This window comes from Myxococcus sp. CA056 (assembly GCF_013336715.1).
Lineage (GTDB): Bacteria > Myxococcota > Myxococcia > Myxococcales > Myxococcaceae > Myxococcus > Myxococcus llanfairpwllgwyngyllgogerychwyrndrobwllllantysiliogogogochensis.
In genome coordinates, this window is record NZ_JABUMT010000002.1 from 257,665 (window position 1) to 271,829 (window position 14,165).

Annotated in this window: 13 protein-coding genes; 3 read left to right on the plus strand and 10 right to left on the minus strand. The window is 66.7% G+C overall.

The features are described 5' to 3' along the window. Window positions 1-7 precede the first annotated feature (7 nt). The 8 genes from HUA76_RS08770 to HUA76_RS08805 form a co-directional block, all read right to left on the minus strand. Entirely contained in the window at window positions 8-751 is a 744-nt protein-coding gene (locus tag HUA76_RS08770) for an SMI1/KNR4 family protein (protein ID WP_174460578.1), read from the minus strand. Between the two features lie 159 nt (window positions 752-910). After that, entirely contained in the window at window positions 911-1,720 is an 810-nt protein-coding gene (locus tag HUA76_RS08775; RefSeq protein ID WP_174460579.1) for a hypothetical protein, read from the minus strand. 3 nt (window positions 1,721-1,723) lie between these two features. Further along, window positions 1,724-3,070, minus strand: coding sequence for a DUF4150 domain-containing protein (locus HUA76_RS45195; RefSeq protein WP_254614107.1), 1,347 nt, complete (start codon window positions 3,068-3,070; stop codon window positions 1,724-1,726). A gap of 12 nt (window positions 3,071-3,082) precedes the next feature. Continuing rightward, on the minus strand, window positions 3,083-4,123 hold the full coding sequence (locus HUA76_RS08785) for a 3-oxoacyl-ACP synthase (protein WP_174460580.1): 1,041 nt from the start codon (window positions 4,121-4,123) through the stop codon (window positions 3,083-3,085). Then, window positions 4,120-5,142 carry a DUF2169 domain-containing protein gene (locus HUA76_RS08790; RefSeq protein ID WP_174460581.1) on the minus strand — a complete coding sequence of 341 codons (1,023 nt, stop codon included), beginning with the start codon at window positions 5,140-5,142 and terminating at the stop codon, window positions 4,120-4,122. Before HUA76_RS08790 ends, HUA76_RS08785 begins: the two co-directional genes overlap by 4 nt. A gap of 20 nt (window positions 5,143-5,162) precedes the next feature. Next, complete coding sequence (locus HUA76_RS08795; protein ID WP_174453731.1) at window positions 5,163-6,422, minus strand: TIGR02270 family protein; 1,260 nt, start codon at window positions 6,420-6,422, stop codon at window positions 5,163-5,165. A gap of 415 nt (window positions 6,423-6,837) precedes the next feature. Continuing rightward, complete coding sequence (locus HUA76_RS08800) at window positions 6,838-7,239, minus strand: hypothetical protein (RefSeq protein ID WP_141649378.1); 402 nt, start codon at window positions 7,237-7,239, stop codon at window positions 6,838-6,840. A 383-nt stretch (window positions 7,240-7,622) separates the two neighbouring features. Continuing rightward, complete coding sequence (locus HUA76_RS08805; RefSeq protein WP_174460582.1) at window positions 7,623-8,735, minus strand: kelch repeat-containing protein; 1,113 nt, start codon at window positions 8,733-8,735, stop codon at window positions 7,623-7,625. A gap of 207 nt (window positions 8,736-8,942) precedes the next feature. Between HUA76_RS08805 and HUA76_RS08810 the strand changes: the two genes are divergently transcribed. Together HUA76_RS08810 and HUA76_RS08815 are read left to right on the plus strand one after the other, a co-directional pair. Further along, complete coding sequence (locus HUA76_RS08810; protein ID WP_174460583.1) at window positions 8,943-9,851, plus strand: LysR family transcriptional regulator; 909 nt, start codon at window positions 8,943-8,945, stop codon at window positions 9,849-9,851. Between the two features lie 759 nt (window positions 9,852-10,610). After that, window positions 10,611-11,066, plus strand: a complete 456-nt coding sequence (locus HUA76_RS08815; protein WP_174453734.1) for a DoxX family protein — start codon at window positions 10,611-10,613, stop codon at window positions 11,064-11,066. Here HUA76_RS08815 and HUA76_RS08820 read toward each other — a convergent pair. After that, on the minus strand, window positions 11,033-12,373 hold the full coding sequence (locus HUA76_RS08820) for a nicotinate phosphoribosyltransferase (protein WP_174453735.1): 1,341 nt from the start codon (window positions 12,371-12,373) through the stop codon (window positions 11,033-11,035). The two genes, HUA76_RS08815 and HUA76_RS08820, sit on opposite strands and share 34 nt — an antisense overlap. 40 nt (window positions 12,374-12,413) lie before the next feature. After that, complete coding sequence (locus HUA76_RS08825; protein ID WP_174460584.1) at window positions 12,414-12,866, minus strand: co-chaperone YbbN; 453 nt, start codon at window positions 12,864-12,866, stop codon at window positions 12,414-12,416. 258 nt (window positions 12,867-13,124) lie between these two features. Between HUA76_RS08825 and HUA76_RS08830 the strand changes: the two genes are divergently transcribed. Beyond that, the gene (locus HUA76_RS08830; RefSeq protein ID WP_141642586.1) at window positions 13,125-14,138 is read left to right on the plus strand and encodes a 2-hydroxyacid dehydrogenase; all 1,014 of its coding nucleotides are present in this window, start codon (window positions 13,125-13,127) and stop codon (window positions 14,136-14,138) included. Window positions 14,139-14,165 lie beyond the last annotated feature (27 nt).

The window sequence follows — 14,165 nt, forward strand, 5'->3', positions numbered from 1 at the left end:
GCGCACCTCACCTGACTGGGCTGCTCGATGAATGTTCAACATCGGTGTTGTCTTCGAGAACTCGCTGCAGGTGATGAAGTTCATCGAGACGATGCGCCCCTGCATGAATGTAGAACCGTGAGCCTCTTGGAGGCCGATAGAGCCTGATGGCAGCACCAGGTCGTTCGAAGATCATACTGTGATGCGGGTGCGGTAGTCGGATGAAACCCCCTCTCTCGAAGATGCGAGCGACCTCATCTACGGACGAGGCCTTCCCTTCGTGCCCGCCGCTGAATTTGACCTGATGGGGGAAGGTTGGCAGGCAGATGTCGGTCATCGCCTTGAGGAAGAGCATTTCTCGAAATCCGCTGTAGATGCGCCTCAGGTTCTTCTTCCAGGCGTGCTCGCCGAAAGGCATGAGCACCACCTGATAGTCCCCGTCCTCCGTTGGTGCATCCAGGTCAAGCCAATGGCAGTCCGAGACCAATGGGTCACGACTTCCGAAGAGGAAGAGGAATCTCCGGGGCGGCATCACGCTCTCTGGCGCCAGCCGGTAGTTCTCCGCGACTCCCTGGATGGGGTCGTAGGAGGACATCTCTTGAAACAGGGGTCCTCCTTGGGCCCCCATGACGTTGGCGAACTGGCGATAGGACTCTGGCAGCGGGTGGCCAAAGACTTCTTCCAGTTCGTCGACAACCAGGTCTGGGTACCCGCGAACCTGCTGGCGGTATCCTGGAAGGTATCGCTCAAGAAGATTCAGGAGTTCTTCCATAGGTCAGGCGCACTCCTTGGCGTTCTCGCAGAGCTGTGATGGACCTATCCATCGGATCGCTCGCGGGTCACCTCGTCGGAACGCACTTTCGATCAAGACCGAAGCCCGCGTGCTCCGGAGCGTCAAGGGGCGGCTGCGCCGAAACCTGAACGGTTCCCCTCATTCTTCCCGTTTCTGTCCCGGCCATGTGAACCTCTCCATGCTCGTATTGTCCTCAATGATGGACTGCAACTGCTTGAGCCCCTTCAGGCTCCTGAATCCTACCCGTAGTGTGAAGAGGATTTGTCCGTCGGGTGGGCGATAGAGTTCGAGGGCCGCATCGGCTCGCTCGAAAAGCATGCTGTGTTGAGGGTACGGAAGTCGAGAGAAGCCGAGTTTCTCAAGAGTCTGGGCGAAAGCATCGGGGGTCAGAAGAGGAGCGCTTCTGTCTTGTGAATAGTTTGCTTGATGGGGAAATGTAGACAGGAGGAACTTGTCCATGGCCCAGAGGTAGAGCATCTCGCGGAAGCTGATGAATGAGGCCCCCGAGACTGTCTTCCAGGCGTCTTTGCCATAGGGAATGCGGACGACCTGTGCATCGCCGTCTTCCGACGGAGCCTCCAGGTCGAGATAGTAATTGACCGGGTCGGGCTCTGTCGTATCTCCGAGAATGTACAAGAACCGGCGAGGGGGCAGGCTCTCTCCGTTGTAGGGCGGCGCGTAGTATTCCCTGACATCGGAGTATGTGTTGTAGTTCTTGACGTCGGAGAGAAGGCGGCCCCCCTTCTTTCCCATGGCGCCAGCGAACTCCCGATAGAAACTGGGGAGAGGGCGCCCGAAGGCTTCTTCAAGATCGTCTATGAAGAGGCTGGTCCATCCCGCAACCTCTTCGCGATGGCCTGGGGAATAACGCTCAATCAGGGTCAGGAGTTCGTCCATGCGATTTGGCGAGAACTCCTCGATGAGTGTATTTAGCTCGCGCTCATTCATGATTTAGGCACAGTCCTTGCTGTTATTGCAAAGCATCTCTGGAAGGAGTTGCTGGCACGATGTGCAAGAGGGGACTGTTTCCCCGTGGCCGTAACGCTTTTGCTCCTCACGTGCCCCTGCCTCGTCTGTCCACGAGATGGGAATTGGCATCGTAGTGACTTCGCGCATCGGGGTGAAGTAGCGTTCAGTCATGGTTCGGATGTTGTGGCCGCCTTTCCTTCCTTCCTGAATGAGTTGTGGTGCTGCGCACATCCACGTATTGCTGGTTCGCTTGAGTTTTTGAAGCGCTTTGACTTGTTGAGCACTCGCTTGAAACCCTCTGACGTAACTGAATGGCGTCGCCTTTGTAGCCTCAAGAAATCCTGGAGTGGCACCTTCGGAACCAGAACAGGTGACCAAGAGCTTCTTGGCGCATCTGCTGATGCAGATTCCAACCATGTATCCTTCGTTGTAGGTGCCGTTGTCTCCATGCTTTCGCAAGACCGGCTTCATGCTCTCGAGTGTTGCGTTGAGTTGGCGCATCTCCTCGAGGAGCGTTGCTATAAGCCCGTCGCGCTCGAGGGCCTTCTGTGCTTTTTGAGTGCTGGCGTGCTGGCGCTCATGTTCGAGTGAGGATTGAAGTCGGATGATGTCCGCCTTCGCTTCTTCTCTTGGAGGCGGGGACTTGGATTTGAGTTGAATGACCTTGGCTTTCAGCTTGTCCACGAAAATTTGGACTTGGTCATCCAGTGCGTCCATATCCGCCTGTGCTCTTGCGGTCACTTCTTCTTTCTTCTTCTGAAGCTGCAGGTGCCTCTCGATGAGGGGCCGCTGCTCGTGGAGCAGCTCCATGAGCTTCAAGAACACCGTGTCCATGTGCACCACGACGTCATTCATCTCGTGGACACGGTGACTCTCTGTCGACTTGCCGCACGCGGTGCACTGCGAGTCGTCTCCGTAGGCCCAGGCGGTGCGCCCGTCGGAGATGAAGGTGGTGTTGTACGTGTTCCCGTTGTGCAGGGTGACGTCGAGGTAGCGGACCACGCCCTTTCCCTCCACCTTCACGTCCATGCTGCCGCTGCCCCAGGCCATCTTCCCCTTGAACTTGGAGGAGATGAGGCCTCCCGCTGTCCCCGGCTCGTCACCCGAACTCGTGCTCAGCTCCGAACTCGTCAGCGCCACGGGGTGGCCCTCAATCGTGACGCTCGTGCTCCCCTTCGTGAGCATCGAGTCCTGCGCTGAGTTGACGAAGGGCGTCGGCACAGGTCCTCCCGGTGTCGGCACCTTACAAACATCGGGCGCCGCCGAGGTGTGCGTGTTGCCGTCACCCTTGTGGAGAATCGAACGGCCATTCGCGTAGACGCGACCCATGGTTCCTCCTCTTCACGACTTCGGAATCATCTCCACCACGCACGCCCCCACACGCCCCCCATCCGCACTCCCATAGATGAGCGTCCTCCGCGCCGCTGGCTCCCTCCACCTCGCTCGGTGCAAGGCCACGCCCAGCATCACAGGCCCCGCCCCAGCCCCCGCGTCCCCCAGCCCCTCTCCCGCGAGGTGGACCCGCAACGGCTCCGGCATCAGCCCCGCGTTTCGCAGGTACGCCCGCGAGAACTCCGTCCCCCAGAAGGACTCCCCCGGCTGACAGGCCAACACTCCATCCACACGCCGCCCGCCCATCACCCCGTCGCCCCGCACGCTCTGGAGCACCTCCGTCAGCCCTTCCGCCAGACTGGGCGCCGTCCGCGCAAAGGGTCGAGGCTCGACCGCCAACGCGGTTCCCAGCACGACACCCACCTCCTCCAACCCGAGTGACTTCGCCGCCCCTGTCCGAGTGAGCACGACAAAGCCCGCGGCCTCGCCAGGAATCCGTCCGTCCGGGTTCTGCCGCCCCAGATGGAGCCGTGCCTTCGAGAGCCCCTCCAGTGATACCGCATCCCCCAACGAGTCCACCGCCCCCACCAGGGCGACTGCCCCGGCTCGACCGGACTGCAGGTCTCTCGTGGCCGTGGCCAGCGCCTCGAAGAAGGCCGCTCTTCCTCCTTCGTGAACTTTCACCAACTCCAGTCGCCCTTCGGCTTCCGCCAGCAACGCGGACACCAGTGACTCCCGCTCCACCTCCGCCCCCAACCCAGGCTCCGGGAGCCCGAGATACACAGGCACACGTCCTCTCGGTGGCAATCGCTCCAGCACGGGCCGCACCCCGACCAGGGCCTGTCGCGCCAACGCGGACATGCGCTCTGTCCGTGTCATCGCCGCGTCCAGGAGACTCAGCCGAGACGCCCTCACCGGTTCACCCAGGTCGTCCTCGACTTGCGTCTCCGCGAAGCGCACGAGGCCCGCTCGCAGTGACGCGAGCGTCAGGTGTGTCGTCGTCCCGATGGGCGTACACAACCCCAGCCCCACCACCCTCGCTCCGCTCATGACACGTCCTCCCACGACTCCAGCAGGCGCACCGTGCTCACCTCATGTGTCGCCAACCTCCGATGCGCCGGAAACGTCGCCCGCCAGGTGAGCACCACCCGGCGCTCCTCGGGCTCCAACCGCACTTCGTCCAATGTCATGCGTCGCTTCTCTCGCTGCCCCGCGAACATGCAGCGCGCCATCAACCTGTACTCGGGCAGATGGAACGCCAGCGGTCCGTCCGGGGACACTCCCTCCAGCACCACGGGCTCTCCTCCTCGCAAGTGAGATGAGGCTCGCATCGTCTCGGGCGCCACCTGGAAGAAGCGCTCGTCGAAGTCCGCGGGCCACAGGGGGGCTCGCTTCTCCACCCATGAGGAGTCGTAGGTCCCTGCCCACCCCACTCGTGGCTGCCAGTGCCGAGCCACCGGTCCAAAGCCACATGGAGGCGGTCTGTCCGACCACCCGCGCACCGGTGCCTCCGGCGTCTCGATGGATGGCAACGGCTGCTCCAGCGCCTCCTTCGCACTCGTGTAGAAGCCGCGTCCCACCGGATTGCGCGGCTCGTACCCAGACGCTCGTGTGCCTCCGAAGCTGTACTCGTACCGCAGCGGCAGGGACTCGAACGGCAGCGGGGCCGAGGCGCTCAGCCCGACCAACCCCCGATACCAGACGCGCGTGCCCCAGACCTGTGCCCGCTTCTCCACGGGCCCCACGCGTACTCGCACTTGAGTCCCCGTCACCTTGCGGCCGCGTGGTGCCCACGCTCGCCCGTCCAACAACACGTCCGTCGCACGCCGCGCATAGGACGACGGTGCTTCATGACGGAGGCTCGATGTCTCCGGTGGTCCCCAGTACGCGTCCATCCTCGGTGGCGCGGATTGGATATCGCTCAACGCCAACGGAGCCACCGAGGCTCGTCCAGGCGCGGGGAGGGTGAAGCTGCCAGCCACGATGAGGATGAGGCCGTCCTCTCCTTCCTTTGTCTGCGTCAGGAAATCAGTGGCTGCGAACGGAGTGAGGTTCTCGAGCGCGGGCATGGTGTGAGTCCTCGGCGCGCTCAGCGAAGCGTGGAAACGAGGGGCCCGCTTCCCAGCACCAGTCTCGCCCCTCGGGCCCGCGCGAGGGCTTCGCGCTGGCGATGGGTGAAGGCTCGGGTGGGAATGACGTGCTGCCCGCGCGTGCGGATGGCCAGCTCGCGTGCCAGCACGTGCCGACGTCGCATCGAGCTCGACTCCAGGGCCTCCATCAGCACCACCCCGCTGAAGGGCTGCCCCAGCAGATAGCGCTGTCCCTCCACGAAGCGACTGCGTGACTCCGCCCACCAACCCCGGACCGCCGACACGTTCGGCCACGGCAAATCATCCTCGGGGCGCACCGTGAGATCCGCTTCGGGGTCCTCGGACTCGTCGGATTCCTCTTCCTCGAGCAGTGCGTACGGCCCCTCCAACTGGAGTCCCGTCATGGCCGAGAACGCCTCTCCCGCGAGCCGGGCCACTCCGCGCACGTTGAGCAACTCCGCACAGAAGTCCATCGCCGCGAGCCGCCCGCTGAACCCCAGCGCCCACACGACTTCGGGACGTAGCTCGTCGTCCTTCGCCAGTCCCACCAGAAAGTCCGTGTCCTCTTCACCGCCCCCTATCGCGAGCAGCACCATGGCTTCCGGTGTGAGCGCCCGTGCCTCTCTTCCACACGCCTCCCACGCCAGACGCAGCCCCGCGGTCAGCCCTGCCTCCACGGCCGCCAGCCGGATGTCGGGATGCGCGGAGGCGAGCAGTGCGGGCAACATCCGCCGCGCAAGCTCCTCGGGCAGTGGCCTTGCTCCCTGGAGTGCGGCGATTCGCGCCCTCGGTTCGTCATGCGGGAAGTACCGCGCGAGCACGTCGGGCGACGTGCCTTGTCTGCCGGCCAGCGCCTCCAACACGCGAGCCTGAAGGTCCACATCGCCCAGCTTCAACAGTGACTCGAGCGCCGTGCTCACCCCCGCGACCTCGCTGACTTCCAGGGCGCGGCACATGGCGGCACGGAGCTCGACCTCCGACCCACGCAGTCGCGACAACACTTCGTCCACGGCGCCCTGACTCAGCAGCACATGGGTGGCGACGGAGACGCGAGCCGCTTCCTCCGAGTCGAACGCCGGCCGCACCACGGCCTCGAGTGCTTCCTGCTCCGCCAGTCCCTCCAGATGACCCAGCAGGCGTTCCTCCCGCTCCGCTGTCGCCAATAGCGTCGCATCAGGAGCCACGAGGGCCTGCTCCCATTGCTCCCACCGGAAAGAGGCCTCATCGAGGTGCTCTTCCCAGACATCCACCAACATCATTGATGCCTCCCCCCAGCCAAGCACCCAAATCCTGGCGTTGCGCTCTGACATCGAGTGCGGACCTGGATGCGTCCACACGGGTCGCCAGGACACGCTTGTGCCCTTATAGGTTGTTTGAAGTGAGGGTGACTTGTGAAGTAGTCAGGACTTGAGGTCGCGTGGTCCACGTGTCCGGAAGGGTGCTTCTGTCCACTCGTGAGCGAATGCGGGCTCACGGTCGACGCGAGCCCCGGAGGCTCCGGTTTCAATTCGCTGGCCAATCACGAGGGGACACGGTCGACGTGTCTTCCCCTCTGTCACCCACGCCGCGAGCCAGGGACACACACGTCGCCCGTTACACGCCTTGTCCGCGAGACAGGACGGTCGGCCCGTGACGCGGACCGGTGGGCCCGGCGAACACAGTGGATGCCGGGGCCTACACCGTGTCGATGAAGTGGTAGGCCGAGCCGCGTCCAGGCAGCTCACGCACCACGAAGCCACGACGTTCGAGCACGCGGCGCAGCTTGAGGTTGGGCCTGGCGCAATGCACCGCGTGGACAATCCACTCGACCTGGGTCAACCCGCGCGCGCTCGCCAGCTGACGCGCCAGTCGCCACAGGGCGAGCAGAATCCCCTCGCCACCACGGTCGACCTGGGCGAGCTCCACCTCGAGTCGGTCCGGAAGGCGCCGGAAGCGGCCCAGCAACTCGCCGCTGCCCACCCGGAGGATCAACGCTTCGCCGGTGAACGCGAAGGCCTCGAGCTCCTCCGCAGGCATCCGCAGCAGCTCGTCGGCGGAGTAGCCCTCGATGAGAAGAGTGGGGACGTTGGTCGCCATCGCCCGCCCTGCGTAGCACAGCCCCCCTGGCGCCGCCTGCCTCGACTCGGGAGGGGGACGGGTTGGGAAGCATGAGTCGCGCGCGATTCGGTGAACAGCCCCAGGCTCCGCCTGCCTCGACTCGGGAGGCAGACGAGCCGGGAAGCATGAGTCGCGCGCGATTCGGTGAACAGTCCCAGGCTCCGCCTGTCTCGACTTGGGAGGTGGGCGGGCCGGGAAGCGTGAGTCGCGCGCGATTCGGTGAACAGTCCCAGGCTCCGCCTGTCTCGGCTTGGGAGACAGGCGGGCCGGGAAGCATGAGTCGCGCGCGATTCGGTGAACAGTCCCAGGCTCCGCCTGTCTCGGCTTGGGAGACAGGCGGGCCTGAAGGCATGGACCGTGCGCTACTCGGTGAACAGCTCGCCGGACGAGTACAGCTCCGGCTCCTCCTGGCTGGAGCCTCCCACGACGAGCACCTTGCCGTTGGTCAGCAGCGTGGCCGTATGTCCCTGCGTGGGCGTGTCATTGCCCACGACGGACAGCTGCCACGTGGCCGGGTTGAACATCTCCGTGGTGCCGCCCATCTGGTTGCGCGTACCGCGCGCGACGAGCACCTTGCCCGACGGCAGCAGCGTCATCGAGTGGTTCCGCCGCCGCTCCTCGGTGGCGTACGAGACGTACTCCCACTCGTTGTCCTCCGGCCAGAACAGCCACGCGCCGCTCGCGTACTGCCCCGTCTCCTGTCCCGTGACCAGCACCGCGCCTTGATTCAACAGGAGCGCCGCGTGCCCATAGAACGCCGGCGGGTCCGACACGCGGCTCCACGCACCCGTGCTCACGTCGTACACCTCCGCCGCGCCAGTGACGCCGTCGTCATTGATGACCAGCACGTCGCCCGAAGGCATCAGCGTGGCGCTGACCTTCCCCGCGACGACAGACGTGGAGCCCGTCGCCGTCCACGTCCCCGTCGCCGGGTCGTACAGCTCCGCGCTCTTCAGCGCCGCCGGCCCGAAGCCGCCGAACACCAGCACCTTGCCCGACGCCAGCAGCACCGCCTGATGGGCCCTGCGCGCCGTGCCCAGGCTGCCCGTGGCGCTCCACGTGTTCGTGGTGGGGTTGTAGAGCTCCGCGCTCGCCAACGTTCCCGCGCCCAGTCCACCGACGACGAGCACCTGGCCCGATGCCAGCAGCGTCGCCGTGTGGTGTGCTCGCGTCTGGCTCATCGCAGCCGCCGCGCTCCACGTGTTGGTGGCCGTGTCATACGTCTCGGTCGACGCCGTCACCGTGCCCCAGCCATTGCCGCCCGTGACGAGCACCTTGCCCGACGGCAGTCGCGTCGCCGTGTGAAACGCGCGAATCTGACTCATCGACGCCGCTTGAGACCAGGGTGAAAGCAATGCCGTGCGCGTCTCGGCGCGCGGCGCTTCCGCGAACGCCGTGGAGGCTCCGGCCATCGTCGCCAGTGCTCCACACAGTCCCAGGCTGAGCCACGTCTTCGCTGTGGTTACTCGTGTCATCCGTTCCTCGTGGTGATGGGGTGAGGTCCGCATTGTGACGAGAGGGGCCGACGCTCTGCCCGACCTTCCTCGTCAACATCGCGTGACGACGCGACTTAACAGCCACTGGATTGCACTGGAAATACAGTCTCTGGTCCCAGTCCTGGGACTGCGTGCTCCTTCTCTCCCCGCTGGTCCTACACGGGCCCCCATGGCAGCCTGCGGCGGGTGACGGAGCCTCTGTTTGATGACCTGCTGGGCCTCGCGTGCTTCGCGCGCGTGGTGGAGCACCGCTCGTTCACCCGGGCGGCGGCCGTGCTCGGTGTGTCGAAGTCCGTGGTGAGCGCGCGCGTCTCACGGCTGGAGTCCCGGGTGGGGCAGCGGTTGCTCATCCGCACCACCCGCAAGCTCTCCGTCACCGACGCGGGCCTGGGTGTGTACGCCCATTGCTCGAAACTGCTCCAGGAGGCGAGCGCCGCCACGCGCGGGGCCTCGGACGCGGGCCGAGGCACGCTGCGCATCAACGCGCCCATCAGCTTCGCGCAGATGTACCTCGCTGGCCCGTTGGCCCGTTTCCTCGCCGCGCATCCGGGCACGTCGGTGGAGGTCATGCTGAGCGACAGGCTCGTCGACCTCGTCGAGGACCGGGTGGATGTCGCCCTGCGAATCACTCGCTTGCGCGACTCCAGTCTCGTGGCGCGGAAGCTCGCCACCACCGCGCTGTGCGTCTGCGCTTCACCTGCCTACCTGAAGCGCCGGGGCACCCCCGAGCATCCCGAGGACCTGCTGCGCCACGACTGTCTGCGCTACCTGCACCTGCGCGCCGAGGACGAGTGGCGCTTCTACGGCCCCAAAGGACGCATCCCCGTGCCTGTCCCCGTGTCGGGCCCGCTGTCCGCCGCCAACGGGACGCTGCTGCGCGAGGCCGTGGCTCACGGTATCGGTCTCGCCGTGCTACCTCGCTTCATGGTGGACGAGGACCTGCGCTCCGGCCGGCTCGTCACCGTCCTGGACCGCTTCGCTCCCAGGCCCGTCGGCATCCACGCGGTCCATGCGGCGGGCCGCTCCCCGCCACCGCTCGTCAGGGCCCTGCTCGACGTGCTGGCCTCCGAGTTCCGCTCCGCTCGGTGGGAGTGAACTCGACCCGCGCGTGGACCTCGACACGGTAGCCGCTGAGTTCCGCTCCGCTCGCTGGGACTGGGCTCGACCAGTGCGCGGGCTTCGACGTGCTGGCCTCCGAGTTCCGCTCCTCTCATTGGGACTGAAGTCGAACCCGCGCGCGAACCTCGACGCGCTGGCCTCCGAGTTCCGCTTCGCCCGCAGGGAGTGAGCGCGGACCGCGCGTGGACCTCGACGCGCTGGCCTCCGAGTTCCGTGCTGCCCGCTGGACTGAAGTCGACCCCGCGCGGATATCGACGCGCTGACTTCCGAGTTCTGCTCCTCCCGCTGGGACTGAAGTCGACCCCGGCGCGGATATCGACGCGCTGGCCTCCGAGTTTCGCTCCTCCCGCTGGGACTGAAGTCGAACCGCGCGCGAACCTCGACATGCTGGCTTCCGAGTTCTGCTCCTCCCGCTGGGACTGAAGTCGACCCCTCGCGTGGACCTTGACGCGCTGGCCTCCGAGTTCTGCTCCTCTCGTTGGGACTGAAGTCGAACCGCGCGCGAACCTCGACGCGCTGTCCTCCGAGTTCCGCTTCGCCCGCAGGGAGTGAGCGCGACCCGCGCTTGGACCTCGACGCGCCGCCTCCTGGTTCCGCTCCGCTCGTTGAAGCTGAACTCCCCCCGCGCAGATTGTCCTGCCACCAGAACAATTCGTTCGCGAGGCTGACCTTCCGCCGCGCCCGCGAGGCGCGCATTTCATGCGGCGTACCTCCACCACTCCAGGAGCCGCCTTCATGCGTTGCAGCGATTCGCTTCCTTCCTCTTCCGAACTGGCCGCCACCGTGCTCCGTGTAGCACTGGGCGCCGTCTTCCTCGCGCACGCGGGAGCCAAGGCGTTCATCTTCACGCTCGACGGCACCGCCCGCTTCTTCGAGGCCCATGGCTTCCCCGGCTGGACGGCCGGGCCCGTGTTCGCGGCGGAGCTGCTCGGCGGCCTCGCGTTGCTCGCGGGGCTTCGCGTCCGATGGGTGGCGCTCGCGCTGCTCCCGGTGATGCTCGGCGCGCTCAAGTCTCACGTCTCCCTGGGCTGGATGTTCACCAACGAGGGCGGAGGCTGGGAGTACGTCGCGTTCCTCATCCTGTCGCTCATCGCCCAGGCCCTGCTGGGCAATGGTGCGTTCGCGGTAGACGGCCTCCTGTCGCGCAAGAGCGCCGCTCAGGGCTCGGCCGCCCAGACCTCGACTTCGTGAGCCCGTGCCCTCGCGAGCCCGTCGCCGATGACGACGGAGTAGGGCGGTCTCGCGGGCTCCAGGGCGCGTACCTCGGCGGGGAGTCGGGCCAGCTCCCGCCGCGCGTGCTGGCGGACCTCTTCCAGCGACGGTGTGGCTCCGGGCAGGCGCTGCCCCGCTCGCATCACCGGACGCAGCAGGGGATGTCCACGCGCGACGTCTCCGCGCCGCACGAGCAGGTCCCTTCTCGCCACGCCGTCCTCCTCCTGGCGATACACCTGCTTCGCCCCAGGCAGCAGCACCTTGCCCGCGGACAGCTTCACGCGGCCCTTGCCCGCGTACTCCACCAGCTTGTAGGCCATGTCCAACGAGGGCGCGTCCGCGGACACCCCCATCGCCGTGCCCACGCCGAATCCATCCAGCGGCGCACCCCGCGCGAGCAGCCCCGCCACCGCGTCCTCATCCAACCCACCGCTTCCAATCAGCCGCACGCGCTCCAGACCCGCTTCGTCCAACAGCTCGCGCGCCGCCAGCGACAACGCCAGCAGGTCGCCCGAGTCCAGGCGCAGCGCCCGCACGCGGAAGTCCTCGCCCAGCTCCCTCGCCAGTCGAATCGCATGCTGCACGCCGCGCAGCGTGTCGTAGGTGTCCACTAACAGGGTCGCGTCGGGATAGACGCGGGTGAAGGCCCGGAAGGCCTCCAGCTCGTCCTCATGCGACTGCACGTAGCTGTGCGCCATCGTGCCCGACAGCGGAATCCCATACCGCTTCCCCGCGAGCACATTGGACGTGGAGTCCACGCCCGCCAGGTACGTCGCGCGAGCGACCTTCATCCCCGCATCCGTTCCGTGGATGCGCCGCAGCCCGAACTCCATCACCGGGCGTCCCGCCGCCGCCGTCACCACGCGCGACGCCTTGGAGGCCGCGAGCGTCTGGAGGTGCACCTGGTTGAGCAGGTACGTCTCCACCAACTGGGCCTCCGGCAGCGGCGCGCGCACCTCCAGCAACGGCTCCTGGCCGAAGACCGGAGTTCCTTCCGGCATCGCGTCCACGTCGCCACTGAAACGGAAGCGCTCCAGCCACCCGAGCAGCCGGTCCGAGAAGCGCCCCTGTGACGCCAACCACTCCAGGTCCTCCGCGCGGAAGCGCAGGTGCTCCAGCGTGTCGAGCACGTCCTCCAGGCCCGCCGCCAGCAGATAGTTGCGCCTCGCCGGAAGCCCGCGCGCGAAGAGGCTGAAGACCGCCTCGTCCCACTGGCCCTCGGCGAGATACGCCTCCGTCATCGTGAGCTGGTAGAGGTCCGTCAGCAGCGCGGCCTCGGGCTCCATGGCTGGTCTCCTCCTTCCGCGTGCGCGCTGTGAGCGGGACTCAGGCCGTGGCCCCCGTGCCCGGCGGGCCCGCCGTCGCGCTCGACACCCACCGCTCCATCTCCGGCCTGGGCAACACGCCACTGCGCCGCGCCACCTCGCGCCCACCGGAGAAGACGATGAAGGTCGGGATGCCTTGTACGCCGAGGGCGCTCGCGGGACGCGGGTGCTGCTCCGTGTTCAGCTTGAGCACCAGCAGCTGTCCCGCCTTCGCGCGGCCCACCTCATCCAGGATGGGGCCCGCCACGCGACAGGGCGCGCACCACGGCGCCCACAGGTCCAGGAGGATGGGCACGGGAGAGCCGAGCACGGCGCGGTCCAGGCCCTCGCCATCCACCTCCTGCGGCGCGCCCGACAGGTCCAGCGCCTTGTGGCAGCGACCACACTCCGGTGCCCCGGAAGGACGGGGCTCTCGTACGCGATTGAACGCACCACAGGCTGCACATCGGAACATGACGCCTCCTCGGAGCCTCTCGTTCGAAAAGGTAGGCCGTGTCGGCTCCGGACGCGGCTTGCGCGACGTGCTTCTAACGGCGCACCCGCCTGGTCGCCAGCCCCTGGGGCATCCGTGGCTTTTGCGCTCACCCCAGGACGTGTGCAGCTTTTGCGCGGTCCCTCCGCCTCGCTCACCCGAGGGCGTGCGTGGTGTGAGCGTTGCAATGGCAACCGACCGGACGCGGCGGGCACACGGCCTGTCGGCGGGAGAGCAGGCATGCGGCTGGCCGTCTTCGACACCCATCGCTATGACCGGAGCGCGTTGGAGGACGCCAACGCGGAGTTCGGCCATTCGCTGACGTTCCTGGAGCCTCGGCTGACGCTGCAGACGGCCCGCCTGGCGGAGGGCTTCCATGCGGTGTGCTCGTTCGTCAACGACCGCCTGGATGCGCCCACGCTGGAGGTGCTGCGAGCGGGCGGCGTGCGCCTCGTGGCCACGCGCTCCGCGGGCTACAACCACATCGACCTGGAGGCCGCGCGGCGGCTGGACGTGCGGGTGACTCGCGTGCCGGAGTACTCGCCGCACGCGGTGGCCGAACATGCCGTGACGCTGGTGCTCTCCCTCAACCGCCACATCCCCCGGGCCTTCGCGCGCGTGCGCGACTGGAACTTCTCGCTGGATGGGCTGGTGGGCTTCGACCTCGCGGGCAAGACGGTGGGCGTGGTGGGCACGGGCCGTATCGGCCGCGTGGCCGCGCGCATCTTTCGGGGCTTCGGCTGCGACATCGTCTGCTTCGACGCCGCGCCCGATGAGGAGTTCGCCCGGGACGTGGGCGCGCGCTACGTGTCGCTGGAGGAGCTGTACTCGGCCTCCGATGTCATCTCGCTCCACGTGCCGCTCACGCCGGGCACCCGGCACATGGTCGACGCGAAGGCGCTGACGCGGATGAAGCGCGGCGTGGTGCTCGTCAACACGGGCCGGGGCGCGCTCATCGACAGCCGCGCGCTCATCGACGCGCTCAAGTCCGGCCACATCGGCGCGGCGGGCCTGGACGTGTACGAGGAGGAGGAAGGCATCTTCTTCCAGGACCTCTCCGGCCAGGTGCTCCAGGACGACGTGCTGGCGCGCCTGCTCACCTTTCCCAATGTCCTCGTGACGTCGCACCAGGCCTTCCTCACGCGGGAGGCGCTGGTGAGCATCGCCCGCACCACGCTTTCGAGCGTCCGGGCCTTCGAGCATGGCGAGCCCCTGGTGCACGAGGTGCGCGTCGAGCAGGTGCGGCCCGCCTGAGGATGAAGGCGGAGCGTATGAGCAGGG

Excerpts from the sequence above, each read along its gene's own strand:
- HUA76_RS08800 (WP_141649378.1), bottom strand. The coding sequence starts at position 7,239 with ATGGCGACCAACGTCCCCACTCTTCTCATCGAGGGCTACTCCGCCGAC.
- HUA76_RS08790 (WP_174460581.1), bottom strand. The coding sequence starts at position 5,142 with ATGCCCGCGCTCGAGAACCTCACTCCGTTCGCAGCCACTGATTTCCTG.
- HUA76_RS08815 (WP_174453734.1), top strand. The coding sequence starts at position 10,611 with ATGCGTTGCAGCGATTCGCTTCCTTCCTCTTCCGAACTGGCCGCCACC.
- HUA76_RS08830 (WP_141642586.1), top strand. The coding sequence starts at position 13,125 with ATGCGGCTGGCCGTCTTCGACACCCATCGCTATGACCGGAGCGCGTTG.
- HUA76_RS08805 (WP_174460582.1), bottom strand. The coding sequence starts at position 8,735 with ATGACACGAGTAACCACAGCGAAGACGTGGCTCAGCCTGGGACTGTGT.
- HUA76_RS08775 (WP_174460579.1), bottom strand. The coding sequence starts at position 1,720 with ATGAATGAGCGCGAGCTAAATACACTCATCGAGGAGTTCTCGCCAAAT.
- HUA76_RS08785 (WP_174460580.1), bottom strand. The coding sequence starts at position 4,123 with ATGAGCGGAGCGAGGGTGGTGGGGCTGGGGTTGTGTACGCCCATCGGG.
- HUA76_RS08770 (WP_174460578.1), bottom strand. The coding sequence starts at position 751 with ATGGAAGAACTCCTGAATCTTCTTGAGCGATACCTTCCAGGATACCGC.
- HUA76_RS45195 (WP_254614107.1), bottom strand. The coding sequence starts at position 3,070 with ATGGGTCGCGTCTACGCGAATGGCCGTTCGATTCTCCACAAGGGTGAC.
- HUA76_RS08820 (WP_174453735.1), bottom strand. The coding sequence starts at position 12,373 with ATGGAGCCCGAGGCCGCGCTGCTGACGGACCTCTACCAGCTCACGATG.
- HUA76_RS08825 (WP_174460584.1), bottom strand. The coding sequence starts at position 12,866 with ATGTTCCGATGTGCAGCCTGTGGTGCGTTCAATCGCGTACGAGAGCCC.
- HUA76_RS08795 (WP_174453731.1), bottom strand. The coding sequence starts at position 6,422 with ATGATGTTGGTGGATGTCTGGGAAGAGCACCTCGATGAGGCCTCTTTC.